The sequence below is a fragment of the Corynebacterium sp. HMSC077G07 genome, assembly GCF_001809225.1.
Lineage (GTDB): Bacteria > Actinomycetota > Actinomycetes > Mycobacteriales > Mycobacteriaceae > Corynebacterium > Corynebacterium jeikeium_D.
On the sequence record NZ_KV796533.1, the window covers coordinates 17,433 to 37,158 of the forward strand.

The window sequence follows — 19,726 nt, forward strand, 5'->3', positions numbered from 1 at the left end:
ATTGAGTCTCACCGCCAAACCGATTTGAAACGAGTGGGGAATCAAGTGGCTGAAGGTGCACTTCCCGTTAAGAAGGACCTCCACAAGGTCCGCAACATCGGCATCATGGCGCACATCGATGCTGGTAAGACGACTACGACTGAGCGCATCCTGTACTACACGGGTATTAACCGCAAGGTCGGCGAGACTCACGATGGTGGCGCTACCACCGACTGGATGGAGCAGGAGAAGGAGCGCGGTATCACCATTACCTCCGCTGCTGTGACCTGTTTCTGGAACGACAACCAGATCAACATCATCGATACCCCGGGCCACGTCGACTTCACCGTTGAGGTTGAGCGTTCCCTGCGTGTGCTCGACGGTGCCGTCGCAGTCTTCGACGGTAAGGAAGGTGTCGAGCCGCAGTCTGAGCAGGTTTGGCGTCAGGCTCAGAAGTACGATGTCCCGCGTATTTGCTTCGTCAACAAGATGGACAAGCTGGGCGCTGACTTCTACTACACCGTTGGCACCATCGTTGACCGCCTCGGTGCTAAGCCGTTGGTTATGCAGCTGCCGATTGGCGCTGAGGATGACTTCGACGGCGTTGTTGACCTGCTGGAGATGAAGGCCCTCATGTGGCCGGGCAAGGTTGAGATCGGTACTCCTGCGCAGGTCGAGGAGATTCCGGCGGACATGGTCGACAAGGCTAACGAGTACCGTGAGAAGCTCATTGAGACCGTCGCTGAGTCCGACGAGGAGCTCATGGAGAAGTACTTCGGTGGCGAAGAGCTGACCATGGACGAGATCAAGGGCGCCATCCGCAAGATGGTTATCAACTCTGAGGTCTACCCGGTCTACTGTGGTACCGCGTACAAGAACAAGGGTGTTGAGCCGCTGCTCGACGCTGTCATTGACTTCCTGCCGAATCCGCTGGACATCGGTGAGGTTCACGGCCACCAGATGGGCGACGAGGACGTCGATATGGTCCGTAAGCCGTCTAAGGATGAGCCGTTCTCCGCTCTCGCATTCAAGATTGCTGCTCACCCGTTCTTCGGCAAGCTGACCTTCGTCCGCGTTTACTCCGGTCGTGTGGAGCCTGGCCAGCAGGTCCTGAACTCCACCAAGGACAAGAAGGAGCGCGTCGGTAAGCTGTTCCAGATGCACGCCAACAAGGAGAACCCTGTTGACGAGGCAGTGGCAGGTAACATCTACGCCTTCATTGGTCTGAAGGACACCACCACCGGTGACACCCTGTGTGCACAGGATGCTCCGATCGTTCTGGAGTCCATGTCCTTCCCGGATCCGGTTATCTCCGTTGCTATTGAGCCAAAGTCCAAGGCTGACCAGGAGAAGCTGGGTACCGCTATTCAGCGTCTGGCTGAAGAGGACCCGACCTTCACCGTTCACCTGGATGAGGAAACCGGCCAGACCGTTATCGGCGGTATGGGCGAGCTCCACCTCGACGTCCTGGTTGACCGCATGAAGCGCGAGTTCAAGGTCGAAGCAAACATCGGTAACCCGCAGGTTGCTTACCGCGAGACCATCCGCAAGCCGGTCGAGAAGTTCGAGTACACCCACAAGAAGCAGACCGGTGGTTCGGGTCAGTTCGCCCGCGTCATCATTGCTCTGGAGCCGTACTCCCCGTCCGCTGAAGAGGTGGAAGAAGGCGAGTCCACAACTTACCTCTTCGCAAACGAGGTCACCGGTGGCCGCGTTCCGAAGGAGTACATCCCGTCTGTCGACGCTGGTATCCAGGATGCAATGCAGTACGGTACCCTCGCCGGCTACCCGCTGGTGAACATCAAGGCAACCCTGCTCGACGGTGCTTACCACGAGGTTGACTCCTCCGAAATGGCCTTCAAGATCGCTGGTCAGCAGGCTCTGAAGGAAGCTGTTCAGAAGGCTAAGCCGGTCCTGCTCGAGCCGATGATGGCCGTTGAGGTCATTACTCCGGAAGAGTACATGGGTGAGGTCATCGGTGACATCAACTCCCGTCGTGGCCAGGTCAACTCCATGGAAGACCGCACCGGCGTCAAGGCTGTCAAGGCTCTGGTTCCGCTGTCCGAGATGTTCGGCTACGTTGGTGACCTGCGTTCCAAGACCCAGGGTCGCGCTAACTACACCATGATCTTCGACTCCTACGCTGAGGTTCCGTCCTCCGTGGCCGAGGAGATCATTGCAGCTCGTACCGGCGCTTAAATCACGCCGGTAGGGTGGGGCACTCAATCAGAGTTGACCCCATCCCTGCACGCACTGCACTGTCACTCTTTTAGAGAACGCAGTGCGAGGGTCTGCAGCTTTAGTAGATTCCCTCTAGCTTTGACTGTGCTGAGACATCGTCAGACTGTTGGCGTGTGTTAGCACAGGCAAGCTCTAGGGGGTAGCTGCTCGCAATTCATATCGTTGGCCGATTTTAGATCGCAGCTCAAATATCTAGCATTTATGCAGGTAAATGACGATGTGAGTTGCTGGCCGTTACCCACCCTTAACTAGGGGGTTGGTCTGGTTTGGAAAACTCCAGTATCCTGCCCTAGTATCGAGTAACTGGCACAGTGAAAGAATAGTGCTCTTTTGCGCGCGCACGTTCCGAAGTCGGAAGCGAACAGCTTCAAGGCTTCTGATGCTTGTGAAGGCGGATTGAGTGACCACAAAATTGTGGCTGCGAGAGTCGTGGCCACCTAGACCTCCAGGAGGACTAAAAGTGGCAAAGGCGAAGTTCGAGCGTACGAAGCCGCACGTCAACATCGGTACCATTGGTCACGTTGACCACGGTAAGACCACCACTACCGCCGCTATCACCAAGGTTCTGGCTGACAAGTTCCCGGACCTGAACGAGTCGTTCGCTTACGATGCCATCGATAAGGCACCGGAAGAGAAGGAACGTGGCATTACCATCAACGTTTCCCACGTTGAGTACCAGACGGAGAAGCGCCACTACGCTCACGTCGATGCCCCGGGCCACGCCGACTACATCAAGAACATGATTACCGGTGCTGCTCAGATGGACGGCGCAATCCTGGTTGTCGCTGCTACTGACGGCCCGATGCCGCAGACTCGCGAGCACGTTCTGCTGGCTCGCCAGGTTGGCGTTCCGTACATCCTCGTTGCGCTGAACAAGTGCGACATGGTCGACGACGAAGAGATCATCGAGCTCGTCGAGATGGAGGTCCGCGAGCTGCTGGCTGAGCAGGACTACGACGAGGAAGCTCCGATCGTCCACATCTCCGCTCTGAAGGCTCTTGAGGGCGAAGAGAAGTGGGTCAACTCCATCGTCGAGCTGATGGAAGCTTGCGACGAGAACATCCCGGATCCGGTTCGCGAGACCGACAAGCCGTTCCTGATGCCGATTGAGGACATCTTCACCATTACCGGTCGCGGCACCGTTGCTACCGGTCGTGTTGAGCGCGGCGTTCTGAACGTTAACGACGAGGTCGAGATTCTGGGCATCAAGGAGAAGTCCCAGAAGACCACCGTTACCGGTATCGAGATGTTCCGCAAGCTGCTGGATTCCGCTGAGGCTGGCGACAACTGTGGTCTGCTGCTCCGCGGTACCAAGCGTGAGGACATCGAGCGCGGTCAGATCGTTGCTAAGCCGGGCGCTTACACCCCGCACACCGAGTTCGAGGGTTCCGTCTACATCCTGTCTAAGGATGAGGGCGGCCGTCACACCCCGTTCTTCGACAACTACCGTCCGCAGTTCTACTTCCGCACCACCGACGTCACCGGCGTCGTTTCCCTGCCGGAAGGTGTCGAGATGGTCATGCCGGGCGACAACGTTGACATGTCTGTCAAGCTGATCCAGCCGGTCGCAATGGACGAGGGCTTGCGCTTCGCTATCCGCGAGGGTGGCCGCACCGTCGGCGCTGGCCGCGTTACCAAGATCGTTAAGTAAGGTTTCTCCCCATAGGGGAAATGCTTTAACTTAAGTCTTAGAAGAATCCCGACTCCGCGTAAGCGGAAGTCGGGATTTTTTGTATCTGTACATAGCCGACACTAGACGGAGCGGGGGGGCGGCGGCGCAATAGCCGTCGTCAAGCAGACTGTGCCGTAATGGGTGTGATGTACGTTGCACTTTGGAATCGTGATTTTACATTCGTAGCCCGGACGTGCTTTAATACGGAGGTTGCTTTAACAAAGGCGCTCGCGCCAATTGTTGTATCAGGCCCAGCTGGGAACCAGTACGAAATTGGATTTAGCGCCTATGGTAAGGCGAGCATGACCACGTAGGGAAGTTTCTTCCTGATCGTGCCTCACGGAGAAAATGGGCGACACGCCCGACCGCGGGGGTCGGAGGTGGCATGGCAAATTAACAGCGGCAGTAGGCAAATGAAGAGCCCCACGAGGGGGACTTGTTTTCCACTGGGATTTGAGTGCAAGGCGTTATTCGTCCGCTCGGGTCATGGCCAAAAGTTAATTTGCCATGACGATTGAAGACGAAATCGCTTTGAAGTAATGCACAACCCAGTTTTGATTTCTGGCGCTGGCCATAGTTGCTGAAGGCGTCGAGAAACATTGACAGGGTCGACGCCCCTTTAATTGGGGCGCGCCGACCGAGGAGAGGACAAGCGTGGCCGGACAGAAGATCCGCATCAGGCTCAAGGCCTACGACCACGAGGCTATCGACGCTTCTGCGCGAAAGATCGTGGAGACCGTTACCCGTACGGGTGCACGCGTCGTTGGCCCGGTGCCGTTGCCAACCGAAAAGAACGTTTACTGCGTTATCCGTTCGCCGCACAAGTACAAGGACTCGCGCGAGCACTTCGAGATGCGCACTCACAAGCGTCTGATCGACATTCTCGATCCAACGCCGAAGACCGTCGATGCACTTATGCGCATTGACCTTCCGGCAAGTGTCGATGTGAACATTCAGTGATCCTGGACTTTTGGTAGCGGAGACAAGATAAATGAGTGAAAACGAGATCAAGGGCATCCTGGGCACGAAGCTCGGTATGACTCAGATCTTCGACGAGGAGAACCGCGTTGTTCCGGTTACCGTCGTTGAGGCTGGGCCGTGCGTAGTGACTCAGGTGCGCACTAAGGAAACCGACGGCTACGACGCCGTCCAGATTGCATACGGCGAAATTGACCCGCGTAAGGTCAACAAGCCGGAGGCCGGCCACTTCAAGAAGGCCGGTGTGACCCCGCGTCGCCACAGCGTTGAGATTCGCACCCCGGACGCTTCCTCTTACGAGGTCGGCCAGTCCGTTGGTGTCGACATCTTCGGCGAAATTGAGTACGTCGACGTCACTGGTACCTCTAAGGGCCACGGCTTCGCCGGTGGTATGAAGCGCCACGGCTTTGCTGGCCAGGGTGCTGCTCACGGTAACCAGGCTGCTCACCGTCGTGTTGGTGGCATTGGCGCTTGCGCCACGCCAGGACGCGTCTTCAAGGGCAAGCGCATGGCAGGCCGCATGGGTAACGACCGGGTCACGACCCAGAACCTGAAGATCCAGAAGGTTGACGCTGACGCGAACCTGCTGCTCATCAAGGGCGCAGTTCCGGGTGCACGCGGCGGCCTGCTGGTTGTTAAGACTGCCACGAAGGGTGGTGCTCACGCATGACCAACCTCAAGCTAGACGTACACACCGCTGAAGGCGGCGTGAACGGTTCGGTTGAGCTTCCTGCTTCCGTGTTCGACGCGGAGGTGTCCATCGCCCTGATGCACCAGGTTGTTGTCGCACAGCGTGCAGCAGCTCGCCAGGGCACCCACAAGGTCAAGACCCGCGGTGAGGTTCGCGGCGGTGGCCGCAAGCCGTGGCGCCAGAAGGGTACCGGTCGCGCTCGTCAGGGTTCGATCCGTGCTCCGCACTGGACCGGCGGTGGCATTGTCCACGGCCCGGTGCCGCGCGACTACAGCCAGCGCACCCCGAAGAAGATGATTGCAGCTGCTCTGCGCGGCGCACTCTCTGACCGTGCTCGCCACGACCGCATCCACGTTGTCGAGGAACTGGTCCCAGGCCAGACCCCGTCCACCAAGGCAGCTCGTACTTTCGTCGAGCGTCTGACTGAGCGCCGCAACGTGCTCGTCGTTCTGCCGCGCGAGGACGTCAACTCGTGGAAGTCGGTTCGTAACCTGCCAGGTGTCCACATCCTGTCTGAGGATCAGCTGAACACCTACGACGTTCTGAAGGCCGATGACGTCATTTTCGCCGTTCAGGCACTCAATGACTTCATCACTCGCACCGCCGGTAAGGAGGAGAAGTAATGGCTACCATCGCAGATCCCCGCGACATCATTGTTGCACCGGTAGTGTCTGAGAAGTCCTACGGACTCATGGAGCAGGGCGTTTACACGTTCCTGGTCCACACCGACGCTAACAAGACCCAGATCAAGATCGCGGTCCAGGAGATTTTCGGTGCCAAGGTCGCTTCCGTCAACACCCTCAACCGTGAGGGCAAGCGCAAGCGTTCCCGCACCGGCTACGGCAAGCGCAAGAACACCAAGCGCGCCTACGTGACTCTCGCGGCCGGCAGCGATCCCATCGACATCTTCGGCGGTTCGGCAGCTTAGCCGCTAGCCGACGAGGAAGTTAAGGAAGAGCAAAAGTATGGCTATTCGTAAGTACAAGCCGACTACGCCGGGTCGCCGCCAGAGCTCCGTCTCCGAGTTCAGCGAGATTACTCGCTCGACTCCTGAGAAGTCTCTGCTGCGCCCGCTGTCGAAGACCGGTGGCCGTAACGTTCACGGTCACATCACCACTCGCCACAAGGGTGGCGGACACAAGCGCCAGTACCGTGTCATCGACTTCCGTCGTAATGACAAGGACGGCATTCCGGCAAAGGTCGCTCACATCGAGTACGACCCGAACCGTACCGCCAACATCGCACTGCTGCACTATGCAGACGGTGAGAAGCGCTACATCATCGCTCCGAAGAACCTGAAGCAGGGTGCCATCGTTGAGTCCGGCGCTAATGCCGACATCAAGGTTGGTAACAACCTGCCGCTGCGCAACATCCCGACCGGTTCCACTATTCACTGCGTGGAGCTCAAGCCGGGCGCTGGTGCACAGCTGGCACGTTCTGCTGGTGCTTCTATTCAGCTTCTCGGTAAGGAAGGCAAGTACGCAGTTCTGCGTATGCCGTCCTCTGAGATCCGTCGCGTCGACGCACGTTGCCGTGCAACCGTCGGTGAGGTCGGAAACCAGGATCAGATCAATATCCGTTGGGGCAAGGCCGGCCGTATGCGCTGGAAGGGCTGGCGCCCGACTGTCCGCGGTGTTGTCATGAACCCGGTCGACCACCCGCACGGTGGTGGTGAGGGTAAGACCTCCGGTGGTCGCCACCCGGTTTCCCCGTGGGGCCAGAAGGAAGGCCGCACCCGTAAGCCGAACCGTCCGAGCGACCAGCTGATCGTTCGTCGCCGTCGTACCAACAAGAATAAGAAGCGCTAAGGAGGGAACTGAGAATGCCACGCAGCCTTAAGAAGGGCCCGTTCGTCGATGAGCACCTCCTCGCGAAGGTCGATGCACAGAACGAGAAGGGCACCAAGCAGGTCATTAAGACCTGGTCTCGCCGCTCCACGATTCTCCCCGATTTCATCGGCCACACCTTCGCCGTTCACGACGGTCGCAAGCACGTGCCGGTGTTCGTGGATGACTCTATGGTCGGCCACAAGCTGGGCGAATTCGCCCCGACCAAGACCTTCAAGGGTCACGTCAAGGATGACAAGAAGGGACGTCGATAAGCCATGAGCAACGACATTACTTCTGCACGCGCAACTGCGCGCTTCGTCCGCGTTACTCCGATGAAGGCACGTCGCGTCCTGGACACCGTTCGCGGTAAGTCCGTCGACGAGGCATTGAACATCCTGGAGTACGCTCCGCAGGGTGCTGCTGATCCGGTCGCCAAGGTTGTTGCGTCTGCAGCTGCAAACGCTGAGAACAACTTCGGCCTGGACCGTCGTACTCTGGTCATCTCCGAAGCTTACGCCAACGAGGGACCGACCATGAAGCGCTTCCGCCCGCGTGCGCAGGGCCGTGCTTTCCACGTCCGCAAGCGCACCAGCCACATCACCGTGGTCGTCGAGAGCCAGAAGGAAGGTGACCGATAGTGGGACAGAAGATCCATCCACACGGTCTTCGCCTCGGTATTTCCAGCGACTGGAAGTCCCGCTGGTACGCCGACAAGCAGTACGCTGACTACCTGGCCGAGGACATCAAGATCCGCGATCTGCTGTCCACCGGTCTTGAGCGCGCCGGCATCTCCGATGTCGTTATCGAGCGCACCCGTGACCGCGTGCGTGTGGACATCCACACCGCACGCCCGGGCATTGTTATCGGTCGTCGTGGCTCCGAGGCTGACCGCATCCGCGGCCAGCTCGAGAAGCTCACCGGCAAGCAGGTTCAGCTGAACATCCTCGAGGTCAAGAACATTGACGCGGATGCGAAGCTGGTTGCTCAGTCCATCGCTGAGCAGCTCGCCAACCGTGTCGCTTTCCGTCGTGCAATGCGCAAGGCTATCCAGTCTGCAATGCGTCAGCCGCACGTCAAGGGCATCAAGGTTGTCTGCTCCGGTCGTCTCGGCGGTGCCGAGATGGGCCGCACCGAGCGCTACCACGAGGGTCGCGTTCCGCTGCACACCCTGCGTGCGGAAATCGACTACGGCACCCACGAGGCTCACACCACCTTCGGCCGCATTGGCGTCAAGGTGTGGATCTACAAGGGTGACGTAATCGGTGGCCGTCGCGAGTCCGAGATCAACGCCGGCAACGACCGCCAGCGTCGCGGCAACGACCGTCCGCGTCGTGGTGGCAAGCGTCGTCAGCGTGCATCTGAGAAGAAGGAGGGCTAATTCATGCTCATCCCGAAGCGCGTTAAGTTCCGTCGCCAGCACCGCCCGACCCGTTCTGGTATGTCCAAGGGCGGCAACAAGGTGACTTTCGGTGACTACGGTCTCCAGGCTCTCGAGCCGGCCTACATCACCAACCGTCAGATTGAGGCAGCGCGTATTGCTATTAACCGCCACGTCAAGCGTGGTGGTAAGGTCTGGATCCAGATTTTCCCGGACCGTCCGCTGACCCAGAAGCCACTGGGTGTTCGTATGGGTTCCGGTAAGGGCCCGGTCGAGAAGTGGGTTGCAAACGTCAAGCCGGGTCGCATCATGTTCGAGATGTCCTACCCGGACGAGGCAACTGCTGTCGAGGCACTGAAGCGCGCAGGCGCTAAGCTGCCGATTAAGACCCGAATCGTTCGGAAGGAGGATCAGTACTGATGTCGAACGGCATTCCCGCCCACGAGCTTCGCTCGCTGGATAACGATGACCTGGTTGCCAAGCTCAAGGAGTCTAAGGAGGAGCTGTTCAACCTCCGTTTCCAGAGCGCTACCGGTCAGTTGACCAACAACCGCCGTCTCCGCACTGTCCGCAAGGATATTGCTCGCATTTACACCGTTATGCGTGAGCGCGAGCTCGGCCTGTCTGCTGCACCAACCGATGGTGATGCAGCATGAGTGAGGAAAACATGAACACCACCGAGGCTGGCGCACGCAAGGTGCGCACCGGTTACGTCGTGTCCGACAAGATGCAGAAGACCATCGTCGTCGAGCTCGAGGACCGCAAGCAGCACGCCCTGTACGGCAAGATCATGCGCACGAACTCTAAGGTCAAGGCGCACGACGAAAACGAAGAGGCTGGCGTGGGCGACCGCGTCCGCATCGAAGAGTGCCGTCCGCTCTCCAAGGACAAGCACTACCGCCTGATCGAGATCATCGAGAAGGCTAAGTAAGACCCGTCAGCTGAGCAATCAGCTCGGGCTTTACGACGAGAACCCCGTCGCGGGAAACACGAAAGTGTTTTCTGTGGCGGGGCTTTGTTTTTTTAGAAAGCCATGTTCCTTCGTATTTCTAGTCCGCTCAATCCAGGTTTGATGGGTTTTTATCTCTGATAGCATTGGCCAGGATTTGTGCTTTGTGAGGGGAGAAGTTCGGTGACTATTGACGTGACCAGGATTGATGATCGAGATCTCGAGTCCGCGCTTCGCTCACATGACGTGGCTACGCTGTCGCGGCTCTTAACTGATATTGAACCCAAGGCTGCCGCTCGAAAGATGCGCCGCCTCAGCCATGGGGAACGTGCGCTGTTCTACCGCACACTGCCGAAAGACACGGCGGTTGAAACCTTCGATGAGCTGAACTCGGCTCTGCAGGCGCACCTGATTGACAGCCTCCGTGATCCTGAAGTCACCGCAGTTTTCGCGGAGATGGAACCGGACGATCGAGCAGAGCTGCTCGACGAGCTTCCTGCGTCTGTCGCTGCAAAACTGCTTGCCGATCTGCCGGATGATGAGCGAGAGCTAACCAACATCGTCCTCGGTTACCCCGATGGTTCCATTGGGCGTCGGATGAGCCCGGAGCTGGTGTCGCTTCACGACGATATGACGGTGGGGGAGGCTCTGGAGACCGTCTACAAGCATCTGGATGATGCCGAATCCATCTACACGCTGCCGCTGTCGAACCGGAATCGTCGGCTGGTGGGCGTGGTTAGCCTTCGTGAACTGATGCGCGCCAGCAGTGATATCCATGTTGCGGCGATTTTGCGGAAGGCCGATTACGCAGAGGCGACCGAATCCGAAGAGAAGGTAGCCCGCATGTGCGCTGATCGTAAGCGCCTAGCTCTGCCGATCGTCGACAGCGAGCAGCGTGTTATCGGTCTGCTCACGGTGGACGACGCCCTCCGGATTCTGGAAGAGGCAGACTCCGAGGACCAAGCTCGTATTTCCGGTTCTGAGCCTCTGCGCTTGCCCTATCTCGCGACGCCCATTTTCGAGATTGTTCGCTCTCGCGTGGTGTGGCTGCTCGTGCTTGCTATCGGTGCAACATTGACCGTGCAAGTCCTAGAAACCTTCGAAGAGACTCTGTCTCAGATGGTAGTTCTCTCGGTATTCGTGCCGCTGCTGATCGGTACAGGTGGCAATACCGGTAACCAGGCTGCAACTACGATTACGCGTGCGTTGGCGCTGGGGGATGTCCAACCCCGCGATATATTCAAAGTCATTCTCCGCGAGGTGAGAGTCGGTGCCTTCCTCGGTTTATTGCTTGGTACTCTCGGCCTGCTATTGGCTGGCTTGGTTTACGGCTGGGACATCGGCCTAGTGATTGGCCTGACGCTGCTGGGTATTTGTACTCTCGCGGCAACTGTCGGTGGCATCATGCCGCTAATCGGTAAGAAGTTCGGCATCGACCCAGCCGTCTTCGCTAACCCGTTCATTACCACTCTTGTCGATGCCTCCGGTCTGATCATCTACTTCCTGATCGCTAAGTCAGTATTGGGAATCTAGTCCCGTCGCGCAGGGGACGTCGGCGGTATAGAAAAGAGACCAGCTGCGCCATAATGGTGGCCATGAGCAATGGCACCCACAATCACCGCACTTGGAAAGAAATTATCGCCGCCGATCCGCAGCATTCCCGCCGCTACGCCAACCGCTGGCGGGGATTCGTGCGCGAGGGTCGCGATATTGACGGCGAGGCACGGCTGGTGGATGCAATGGCGCCACGCCACGCTCGAATTCTGGATGCCGGCTGCGGGCAGGGGCGCGTCGGCGGCTACTTGGCGAAGGCTGGACACCAGATTGTCGGCGTCGATGTCGACCCCTATCTCATCGACGAGGCAAAGCGACAGTTCCCGGAGGCGACGTGGTTGGTCGGGGACTTGGCGCAGCTGCCGCACGTGCTTGACGACGGGCTGGAGAACACACCCCACGATGACACGGCATCCGCCTTCGATGTCATCATTTGCCCCGGCAATGTGCTGACTTTCGTAGCGCCAGAAGACCGCGCGAAGGTACTGCAGGGCTTCGCGGAGGTGCTGAATCCGGAGAACGGTCGTGCCATTATCGGCTTCGGTGCTGGCCGTGGCTGGGACTTTGCGGATTTTGAAACGACTGCGCAGGAGGCTGGGCTCATCGTGATCCAGCGTTACTCCACGTGGGATCTTCGTCCCTTTGACGATGAGTCTCAATTCCTGGTCGCAGTGCTTGAGCGAGCTAAATAGAGCGGGCCAAGCAGCGCGGACTAGGAATCCTTAGCCAGGAGTTCTTCGACCTCGATTTTCGTCGGCGGCTGCGCTCCCTTGCGGGACACAGTGATGGCAGCCGCGGCGGCCGCATAGTGCAGAATCTCGCGCCACTGATCTGGTGATACGGAAGTCAGGTCAGCGACTGTTAGGCCACGCTCGTCGAACTGTGCCAACAGCGCGCCCATAATTGTGTCCCCAGCACCGATGGTGTCAACGACATTCGCGTTGACGGCTGGGACATCGATGCGGTTTCCGTCGGCAAGCAAAGTGAGCCCATCGCCACCTCGGGTGATGACAGCGGCCGGAACTTTAGTCAGCGCCTCTTCGCCAAGGAACTCGACTTCCTCATCCGAGAGCTTCAACAAATTGACGTAGGGGAGCAAGCCCATGAGGAATTCGCGGTGTGCATCCGTTGCGTACATGGGGCGAATGTTCGGGTCCAAAGCGACTAGGGTGTCGTTGGCTGCGAACTGCTTGAGCAATTCCGCGTATCGGCTGGCACCCGGTTCCAGCGCCAGCGACAGCGTGCCAAAACATGCGATATTCGCATCGATGAGCTTCGGCTCCACAAGTGGGGTGGCCGTGCCGTCGGTGTAAAAGGTGTATGTTGCAGAGCGATCGTCGTGGATGGTGGTTACCGCCAGAATGGTCGGCTCTGGGCCACGCTGAACGTAAGTGGTGTCGACCCCTTCGGTTTCCAAGTGCTTGACTAGCTCATTTCCGAATCCATCCGTAGACAGGCGGGACTGGAAAATAACATCCGCACCGAGGCGAGAGGCCGTGACTGCGACGTTGTAGGGGCCTCCGCCTAGCGCCGGCACGTGGTTATTGAGGCTGCCAGGAGATACCGGAACGAGGTCAACCAGACCTTCGCCGCAAACACAAATAGCCATGACTTCAATAATATCGGGGGGGGGTATGACCTATCGGCCGAATTACCATCTGTCACCGCCACAGGGCCGACTGAATGACCCGAATGGCCTTTTCGTGGACGGCGAGACACTGCATGTGTTCTACCAGCATGATCCATGCTTTCCACATGCGCCGAAGAGAACTGGGTGGGGGCATGCGTCCGCGTCGCTCACGACAGCCGAGCGGTGGCGTCATCATCCAGATGCGCTGTATCCGGACATGCCCTATGACAAGCATGGTTGTTATTCGGGCGGCGCGGCTGTTGATGGTGATGATGTGTGGCTCTTTTATACCGGAAACTTGAAGGCAGACGGACGCCGTATACCATCGCAGAACCGCGTCCGTGCGGTTGCTCCCTCCGGCCCGGAGGGTGGGATTCATCTTGCCGATTCTGGTTATCTCATGGATTCTGGCAACGATTGAGAAGTTCTTCCATAAGCGTCTCAAGGGCACTGTCGACTTTATGCTGACACCACTGTTGACGTTGCTCATCACTGGTTTCATCACCTTTGCCGCCATTGGTCAAGTACTGCGCACTGCAGGTGAATGGCTGGGTATTGGTCTTGCAAATCTGTACGAATTCGCGGGACCTGTGGGCGGCTTCTTGTTCGGCTTGGTTTACTCGCCAATTGTCATTACTGGCCTGCACCAGTCCTTCCCACCAATCGAGTACATGCTGTGGGACCAGGGCGGCTCGTTCATTTTCGCGACGGCATCGATGGCCAATATTGCCCAAGGTGGTGCCGCGCTGGCAGTGTACTTCCTGGCCAAGAGTGAGAAGCTTAAAGGTCTGGCTGGCGCCTCCGGTATGTCGGCGCTATTCGGTATTACCGAGCCGGCCATCTTCGGTGTGAACCTACGTTTGCGCTGGCCGTTTTACATCGGCATGGGTGCCTCGGCCATTGCCTCAACCATGAAGGACGAGCCGAAGTCAGAAACTGCTGCGAAACCTGCTGTTACCGCAGAGAAGAAGTAAATCTGCCTCTCTTCGACGGTGAATCGCAGTTCCTGGTTGCAGCGCCTAAGGGGGGGGTAGGGCGCTGTGACCGTCGTAAAGCGGTTGCGATTCCGCGTCAGCCTGTCGATATTCTTTTATGCGAATAACTGCAATTAACGGCACGCAGGGAAAGGCTTCGGCGGTGACGCTATACGAAACGCTGGATACGGCTGGCGACAAGAAACAGGAACTGTTGACGCAGGACTACGGACGATTTGCCGTGCGAGCGGTCCTGGCGGGTATGTACCTGACGCTCGGAACGGCCTTCGCTGCGGTCGCTGGTCAAGTGGCAGAGGGCGTCGCGCCGGGGACTGGGGGACTGGTCTTTGCGTGCCTATTCGGGCTTGGGCTGTTCGCCATTGTGGTGCTCGGTGCAGAGCTTGCGACCGGCAGCATGATGTTTGTGTCCTGGTCCGCCGCACGCGGGCGCATGGCGTGGGGAGTTGCCTTTCGAATGGTGGCCGTCGCTACGTTCTACAACTTCATCGGTGCGGCGATTGTGGCGCTGGTGCTCAGCCAGAGCGCCAAGCTCGGTGGGATCGATGACACACATCTGATTTCCACCTTGACTGAGGGGAAGCTGGCCAAGCCGTTCTTCGGTGCCTTCGTAGAGGCGATGGGTGCGAACTTCGTGGTCAATATGGCTGTCTTAGGTGCGCTACAAGCCAAGGAAATCATTTCGAAGTTCGTTGTGATTCTGCCGATCATTGCAGTGTTCGTCGGGCTCGGACTCGAGCACGTGATTGCGAACTTCTCGTTGTTTTCCTTGGCCTTTTTCGCTGATCCGCATCCTGCAGGCTTCGATGGTCTGCACATTACTGTTAACTGGGTGGCCGTGTGGCTGGGCAACTTCGTAGGTGGTGGCCTGGGAATCGGCGCGGTCTACGCCTGGTTGAACCAGACGAAGACCAGCTATGTTGACTAGTTTTTGAGCTGCGCCGGAGTCTTAGAGTGCCGAGTTTCTTGAGCAGGGCTCTTATGTCAGTCGGTGTGAGCGTTTGTGGAGGCCGGCGCGCGTCAATGTCAACACCGCGGTCAGCGCAATCAATGCACAGGTCAACATCGAAATAGCCATCGAGAGGGGCAGATTGGAACCAAGCCCCACCAGCGGGGAAACCGTGGCGGCCGCGAGGAACTGTGTGAAGCCCATGAGACCGGAACCTGAGCCAATTCCGATATCTCGAACCTCCTCAATTCCGAGTGCCGTGGCATTGGCGAAGATTAGCGGCATCATCGGTACCGTAATGAACAGCAACAGCCAAGTAGTGAAGAAAGTAATCCCGACGGTGGCATTAATAATCAGGCCTATCGACGTCACGAGCATGACCGTAAGGGCAATTAAAATGCCCTTGCGGGGATGAATCCGGTTGATCATCTTGCCGTTAAGGATTGACACAAATGTCAACATCGCTGCATTGGATGCGAATACGAGAGAAAACTGAGTAGGGGTTAGCCCCAGCAGCTCCTGGAAGATAAAGGGTGACGCAGCGATGTACGAAAACATCACCGAGAAGCCACCAGCGAAAGCCAACAAGTAGCCGACAAATACTGGCCGCCGCAGCAGCCTGCCAATATTGGGCAGGAGATTGCGCAGAGCGCCTGTGGAGCGTCGCTCAGGCGGCAGGGTTTCCGGAACCATCAGGATCACAATCGCGACCATCGCGACGTTGATGGCTGCGAGAAACCAGAACACGCTGCGCCAGCCGAATGCGGGGCCTAGAAAACCGCCCACAAGGGGAGCGATTGCCGGGGCGATGGAGGAAATGCCCATCAGCGTGGAGAAAGCTCTCGCTGATGCCTTGCCCGTCAAGAGGTCTGGTACTACAGAACGAGCCAGAACAACTGTGGAGCCACCAGCTAACCCCTGGAACAGGCGCATTGCAATAAGCGTGCCAATATTCGGTGCTACTGCACAGAGGATTGACGAGCCCAAGAACACCAAAGTCGCAATGAGAAGCAGCTTCTTGCGGCCCAAACTATCGGAGAGAGCGCCAATGACGAGCTGTCCAGCAGCCATGCCAATCATGAAGGTTGTCAGCGTGAGCTGAACCATCGACTCGGTCGTGGAGAACTCGCGTGCAATCTCCACGAAGGATGCCAGATATGTATCTGCGCCGAACGGGGCGGCGGCGGATAACAAGGCCAACCCGGCAAGTAGCGATACCGGTAGCGTCTGTGCTGGCTTTGTCTGAGCACTCTCGGAATGTTGATTTGTCACTGTCTCAGTACAGGGTTGCCGCACAAGGCATAAACCATGTTGGGGGCATGAAAATAAGGGATTTTGTTGTCCCGCACGAACGTGCCATAATACACAGGTTGCGCGAAGTGACTGCGTGCTGCTCTCAACGGTCTAGAACCGTAGTAAGCACGAGGTCAAAGCGATAGGAAAGCTACCTCTAGCAGGTGCTTCCGTCGTAAAGCGTAAACGCAAGACATAAAGACCGCGTGCGTTTAGGACGGAAATCTGACGCACAATGCAACCAGGTCAGGAGAAACGCAGTGATTCAGCAGGAATCCCGTCTGCGCGTTGCCGACAACACTGGTGCACGTGAAATTCTGTGCATCCGCGTTCTCGGTGGCTCGACCCGACGCTTCGCTGGCATTGGCGACACCATTGTCGCAACTGTCAAGGAAGCTACTCCGGGCGGCAACGTCAAGGCAGGCGAAATTGTTAAGGCAGTCATCGTCCGTGCGAAGAAGGAGACCCGTCGTCCGGACGGCTCCTACATTTCGTTCGACGAGAATGCAGCTGTCATCATCAAGGCCGACGGTGAGCCAAAGGGCACCCGTATTTTCGGCCCGGTCGCGCGTGAGCTGCGTGACAAGAAGTTCATGAAGATTGTCTCGCTCGCACCGGAGGTGATTTAAGTGAAGATCCGTAAGGGCGATACCGTGCTGGTTATCTCTGGTCCGGACAAGGGTGCTCAGGGCAAGGTCATCGAGGCCTACCCGAAGCGCGACAAGGTCCTGGTCGAGGGCGTTAACCGTATCAAGAAGCACGTTGCAAACTCCGCTGCGGAGCGCGGTGCATCCTCGGGTGGCATTGTCACTCAGGAAGCTCCGATTCACGTGTCGAACGTCATGCTGGTCGACGAAGATGGTACCCCGACTCGCGTCGGTTACCGCTTCGATGAGGACGGCAAGAAGGTTCGCATCTCCCGCCGTACCGGGAAGGACATCTAAGCATGAGCGAAAATTACACCCCTCGTCTGAAGGCCCGTTACCGCGATGAGATTCGCGGCAAGATGCAGGAAGAGTTCTCCTACGAGAACGTCATGCAGATTCCGGGCGTCACCAAGGTCGTCGTCAACATGGGCGTCGGCGCTGCTGCTCAGGACAAGAAGCAGATCAACGGTGCTATCAACGACCTGACTCTGATTACCGGTCAGAAGCCGGAGACCCGTCGTGCTCGCAAGTCGATCGCTAACTTCAAGCTCCGTGAAGGCGATGCCATCGGCGCTCGCGTCACCCTGCGTGGCGACCGTATGTGGGAGTTCCTGGATCGTCTGCTGACCGTGGCTCTGCCGCGAATCCGCGACTTCCGCGGTCTGTCTGATCAGCAGTTCGATGGTCACGGTAACTACACCTTCGGCCTGTCTGAGCAGACCATGTTCTACGAGATCGACGTTGACAAGATCGACCGCCCGCGCGGTATGGACATCACCGTCGTGACCACCGCTACCAACAACGAGGAAGGCCGCGCGCTGCTGCGCGAGCTGGGCTTCCCGTTCAAGAAGTAGTTTTGCCTCTTCGGTAGCTTTTGCCTGAAGCCCCGGATGCCGCTTGGCCTCCGGGGCTTTTTGCTGCTCTGTTAACTGCTTATGTTCGTGGGGGAGTGAGGTCGCTGTGCGGGGCCTGCGTAAAAGTTACCAGTGTTGCTGGTGGGAAAGTTGACCCTTTTTGGGGGTTGGAAATTAGTAAAGCCACAAGGTTTCTCAGTTGAAAGTTAGGCGTTTGTGATGATTTCGTTGTAAACTGCCATTCGTCATAGTGACGGCCGCCAAAATGCATTGTGGTCGTTATCAATTTGGGCAAGACTTAAGTGACTTCAGCTTCTGTGTGATTGAGCCAGTGGTTCTACACAGAGCGGTTCTTAAGTTAAAACGCAAAGGGATTAACTACATGAAGAACTTCTCCGTGGCCGTCCGCTCGGCTGCTATTGCAACTGTTGCGGCTCTGGGTCTGAGCTTGGGTGCAGGTGCTGCCAACGCACAGCCGGCACTGCCGGAAATGCCGAACATTCCGATTCCGGGTATCGGCGACACCGGCCCGAAGGGCGTCAAGCAGATCGTCACCTTCGGTGACTCCTTCACCGCTAATGCCGGTAAGGGTGGCCCGCGTGGCCTGGCGCCGGGGCAGAACGTACTGGTCGCCAACTGCGCTACCGACATGGAAAACTGGCCGAAGATCGCAGCTACGAAGCTGAACAAGTCCCTGGGTGACTGGTCCTGTAACGGTCTTGGCGGCTTCCCGGGTCAGCTCCTCGCATACCTGGAGGCTTCCATCCAGTACGGCGACATCGGAGAGGGCACCGAGAAGGTTGTCCTGATGTACGGCGGCATGGACTGGGTCCAGTGGGTTGACGTGGCAGGCGAGCTTGTCGCAAAGCCGGATCCGCAGGCTCCTTCCGCGTTCAAGCAGACGCTGCGTCAGTTCACTGACCGCGTCCACCAGGTTGCCCCGGGCGCTCAGGTCGTCCTGGCGTCGTACCCTGAGTACGCCACTGATGACCAGCTGTGCCTGGTGAACACCCCGAACCAGACCTTCCCGATCCCGGCACCGGGTGGCAGCGAGATCCAGGGTGCATTCCGTGACAGCATTCGCTCCGCATCTCAGCACGTAGGTGCCGGCTTCATTGACGTCTACGAGGCAACCCTCGGCCACGGTACCTGCAACCCGAACCCGGATGAGCGCTTCGTCGCCGGTTTCGCAGACCCGGTGATGGGCCCGATGACCAACCACCCGACGGTGGCTGGCGAAAAGGCAATGGGTAACATCATCGCCGACCAGCTCTACTAATTTCCTTTCGCCGGCACCATGTCGGCTAGGAATTGAGTTCCACCGCTAGTTGGTGGGGCTTCACGCCGTGAGCGGACTAACGTCCGTCCGCGGCGTTTTTGCATTTCGGCCGGTATTTGTTAGTATCACCAGGTCTGCCCTCTATAAGAGGTGCGGCAGTAAAAATGTAAGAACTTTGCTGTAGGCCCCTCGCCTCGCATCGTCTCTGGTGTCACCTGGGTGGCGAGCTGACTCGGCTATTGAACCGAGTTGGCGAACAGTAGCCCTTAAATCGCCGGAATCACGATATTGGTAATCACTCCAACTTAAGCTTTCGCCGTGTGACAGTTGCTGTTTGCGCGGTCATTGGAGTTAGCCACGAGGTGGGAAGGAACCGCAGCGAGAAAGGAAGCGGTCACTAACCATGACCATGACTGACCCAATCGCCGACATGCTGTCGCGCGTGCGCAACGCTAACAACGCGTACCACGACTCTGTCTCGATGCCGTCGTCCAAGCTGAAGGCTAACATCGCCGAGATCCTCAAGTCTGAGGGTTACATTGCGGACTACGCAGTCGAGGATGCCAAGGTCGGCAAGACCCTGACCCTGAACCTGAAGTACGGTCCGTCCCGCGAGCGTTCGATCGCTGGCGTGCGTCGCGTCTCCAAGCCGGGTCTGCGTGTTTACGCAAAGTCCACTAACCTGCCGAAGGTCCTCGGTGGCCTGGGCGTGGCTATCATCTCCACGTCTCAGGGCCTGCTGACTGACCGTCAGGCTTACGAGAAGAAGGTTGGCGGGGAAGTCCTCGCTTACGTCTGGTAAAGGGGGAAC

At 58.0% G+C, this 19,726-nt stretch carries 23 protein-coding genes and 2 pseudogenes; 23 read left to right on the top strand and 2 right to left on the bottom strand.

Annotated elements, in window-relative coordinates:
* The first annotated feature begins 45 nt into the window (after nt 1–45).
* From fusA to HMPREF2562_RS04845, 15 genes are all read left to right on the top strand, one after another.
* Nucleotides 46–2,178: an elongation factor G gene (fusA, locus tag HMPREF2562_RS04775; RefSeq protein WP_016422053.1), complete on the top strand. Its 2,133-nt coding sequence runs from the start codon at nt 46–48 to the stop codon at nt 2,176–2,178.
* Nucleotides 2,179–2,680: 502 nt separating this feature from the next.
* Nucleotides 2,681–3,871 carry an elongation factor Tu gene (gene tuf / locus HMPREF2562_RS04780; protein ID WP_016422054.1) on the top strand — a complete coding sequence of 397 codons (1,191 nt, stop codon included), beginning with the start codon at nt 2,681–2,683 and terminating at the stop codon, nt 3,869–3,871.
* A gap of 675 nt (nt 3,872–4,546) precedes the next feature.
* The gene (rpsJ, locus tag HMPREF2562_RS04785) at nt 4,547–4,852 is read left to right on the top strand and encodes a 30S ribosomal protein S10 (RefSeq protein ID WP_003938093.1); all 306 of its coding nucleotides are present in this window, start codon (nt 4,547–4,549) and stop codon (nt 4,850–4,852) included.
* A 31-nt stretch (nt 4,853–4,883) separates the two neighbouring features.
* Nucleotides 4,884–5,540, top strand: a complete 657-nt coding sequence (gene rplC / locus HMPREF2562_RS04790; protein WP_005509762.1) for a 50S ribosomal protein L3 — start codon at nt 4,884–4,886, stop codon at nt 5,538–5,540.
* Complete coding sequence (gene rplD / locus HMPREF2562_RS04795; protein ID WP_049190610.1) at nt 5,537–6,184, top strand: 50S ribosomal protein L4; 648 nt, start codon at nt 5,537–5,539, stop codon at nt 6,182–6,184. The genes rplC and rplD overlap by 4 nt, the downstream gene beginning before the upstream one ends.
* On the top strand, nt 6,184–6,489 hold the full coding sequence (gene rplW / locus HMPREF2562_RS04800; RefSeq protein WP_005509869.1) for a 50S ribosomal protein L23: 306 nt from the start codon (nt 6,184–6,186) through the stop codon (nt 6,487–6,489). The genes rplD and rplW overlap by 1 nt, the downstream gene beginning before the upstream one ends.
* A 37-nt stretch (nt 6,490–6,526) precedes the next feature.
* A complete protein-coding gene (gene rplB / locus HMPREF2562_RS04805) occupies nt 6,527–7,369 on the top strand; it encodes a 50S ribosomal protein L2 (protein ID WP_016422056.1) in 843 nt (280 codons plus the stop codon).
* A gap of 14 nt (nt 7,370–7,383) precedes the next feature.
* Entirely contained in the window at nt 7,384–7,662 is a 279-nt protein-coding gene (rpsS, locus tag HMPREF2562_RS04810) for a 30S ribosomal protein S19 (RefSeq protein WP_005509882.1), read from the top strand.
* Nucleotides 7,663–7,665: 3 nt separating this feature from the next.
* On the top strand, nt 7,666–8,028 hold the full coding sequence (gene rplV / locus HMPREF2562_RS04815; RefSeq protein ID WP_005509775.1) for a 50S ribosomal protein L22: 363 nt from the start codon (nt 7,666–7,668) through the stop codon (nt 8,026–8,028).
* A complete protein-coding gene (gene rpsC, locus HMPREF2562_RS04820) occupies nt 8,028–8,768 on the top strand; it encodes a 30S ribosomal protein S3 (RefSeq protein ID WP_016422058.1) in 741 nt (246 codons plus the stop codon). Before rplV ends, rpsC begins: the two co-directional genes overlap by 1 nt.
* A gap of 3 nt (nt 8,769–8,771) precedes the next feature.
* Entirely contained in the window at nt 8,772–9,188 is a 417-nt protein-coding gene (gene rplP / locus HMPREF2562_RS04825) for a 50S ribosomal protein L16 (RefSeq protein ID WP_016422059.1), read from the top strand.
* On the top strand, nt 9,188–9,424 hold the full coding sequence (gene rpmC, locus HMPREF2562_RS04830; protein ID WP_005509851.1) for a 50S ribosomal protein L29: 237 nt from the start codon (nt 9,188–9,190) through the stop codon (nt 9,422–9,424). Before rplP ends, rpmC begins: the two co-directional genes overlap by 1 nt.
* A complete protein-coding gene (rpsQ, locus tag HMPREF2562_RS04835) occupies nt 9,421–9,699 on the top strand; it encodes a 30S ribosomal protein S17 (protein WP_042388398.1) in 279 nt (92 codons plus the stop codon). Before rpmC ends, rpsQ begins: the two co-directional genes overlap by 4 nt.
* A gap of 201 nt (nt 9,700–9,900) precedes the next feature.
* A complete protein-coding gene (gene mgtE / locus HMPREF2562_RS04840; RefSeq protein ID WP_070549696.1) occupies nt 9,901–11,250 on the top strand; it encodes a magnesium transporter in 1,350 nt (449 codons plus the stop codon).
* Between the two features lie 53 nt (nt 11,251–11,303).
* Nucleotides 11,304–11,963: a class I SAM-dependent methyltransferase gene (locus tag HMPREF2562_RS04845; protein ID WP_070549697.1), complete on the top strand. Its 660-nt coding sequence runs from the start codon at nt 11,304–11,306 to the stop codon at nt 11,961–11,963.
* A 20-nt stretch (nt 11,964–11,983) separates the two neighbouring features.
* Here HMPREF2562_RS04845 and HMPREF2562_RS04850 read toward each other — a convergent pair whose 3' ends face one another.
* Complete coding sequence (locus tag HMPREF2562_RS04850; RefSeq protein ID WP_070549698.1) at nt 11,984–12,880, bottom strand: carbohydrate kinase family protein; 897 nt, start codon at nt 12,878–12,880, stop codon at nt 11,984–11,986.
* A gap of 25 nt (nt 12,881–12,905) precedes the next feature.
* Here HMPREF2562_RS04850 and HMPREF2562_RS10720 point away from each other — a divergent pair.
* The 3 genes and pseudogenes from HMPREF2562_RS10720 to HMPREF2562_RS04865 all read left to right on the top strand — a co-directional run.
* A pseudogene (locus HMPREF2562_RS10720) lies at nt 12,906–13,289 on the top strand (glycoside hydrolase family 32 protein); the annotation flags it as partial.
* A pseudogene (locus HMPREF2562_RS04860) lies at nt 13,273–13,815 on the top strand (PTS transporter subunit EIIC); the annotation flags it as partial. The pseudogenes HMPREF2562_RS10720 and HMPREF2562_RS04860, both read left to right, overlap by 17 nt.
* A 223-nt stretch (nt 13,816–14,038) precedes the next feature.
* On the top strand, nt 14,039–14,821 hold the full coding sequence (locus tag HMPREF2562_RS04865) for a formate/nitrite transporter family protein (RefSeq protein WP_070549701.1): 783 nt from the start codon (nt 14,039–14,041) through the stop codon (nt 14,819–14,821).
* Nucleotides 14,822–14,872: 51 nt separating this feature from the next.
* Here HMPREF2562_RS04865 and HMPREF2562_RS04870 read toward each other — a convergent pair whose 3' ends face one another.
* Nucleotides 14,873–16,114, bottom strand: a complete 1,242-nt coding sequence (locus tag HMPREF2562_RS04870) for a multidrug effflux MFS transporter (RefSeq protein ID WP_070549702.1) — start codon at nt 16,112–16,114, stop codon at nt 14,873–14,875.
* Nucleotides 16,115–16,395: 281 nt separating this feature from the next.
* Here HMPREF2562_RS04870 and rplN point away from each other — a divergent pair, with 281 nt between their 5' ends.
* The 5 genes from rplN (at nt 16,396) to rpsH (ending at nt 19,717) form a co-directional block, all read left to right on the top strand.
* Nucleotides 16,396–16,764 (top strand): 50S ribosomal protein L14, encoded by a 369-nt coding sequence (gene rplN, locus HMPREF2562_RS04875; RefSeq protein ID WP_016422069.1) that lies wholly within the window; start codon nt 16,396–16,398, stop codon nt 16,762–16,764.
* On the top strand, nt 16,765–17,079 hold the full coding sequence (gene rplX, locus HMPREF2562_RS04880; protein WP_005509963.1) for a 50S ribosomal protein L24: 315 nt from the start codon (nt 16,765–16,767) through the stop codon (nt 17,077–17,079).
* Nucleotides 17,080–17,081: 2 nt separating this feature from the next.
* The gene (gene rplE, locus HMPREF2562_RS04885; RefSeq protein ID WP_005509901.1) at nt 17,082–17,636 is read left to right on the top strand and encodes a 50S ribosomal protein L5; all 555 of its coding nucleotides are present in this window, start codon (nt 17,082–17,084) and stop codon (nt 17,634–17,636) included.
* A 382-nt stretch (nt 17,637–18,018) separates the two neighbouring features.
* Entirely contained in the window at nt 18,019–18,915 is an 897-nt protein-coding gene (locus HMPREF2562_RS04890) for a GDSL-type esterase/lipase family protein (protein ID WP_070438096.1), read from the top strand.
* Nucleotides 18,916–19,318: 403 nt separating this feature from the next.
* Nucleotides 19,319–19,717, top strand: coding sequence for a 30S ribosomal protein S8 (gene rpsH / locus HMPREF2562_RS04895; RefSeq protein ID WP_005509822.1), 399 nt, complete (start codon nt 19,319–19,321; stop codon nt 19,715–19,717).
* The last annotated feature ends 9 nt before the right edge of the window (nt 19,718–19,726 follow it).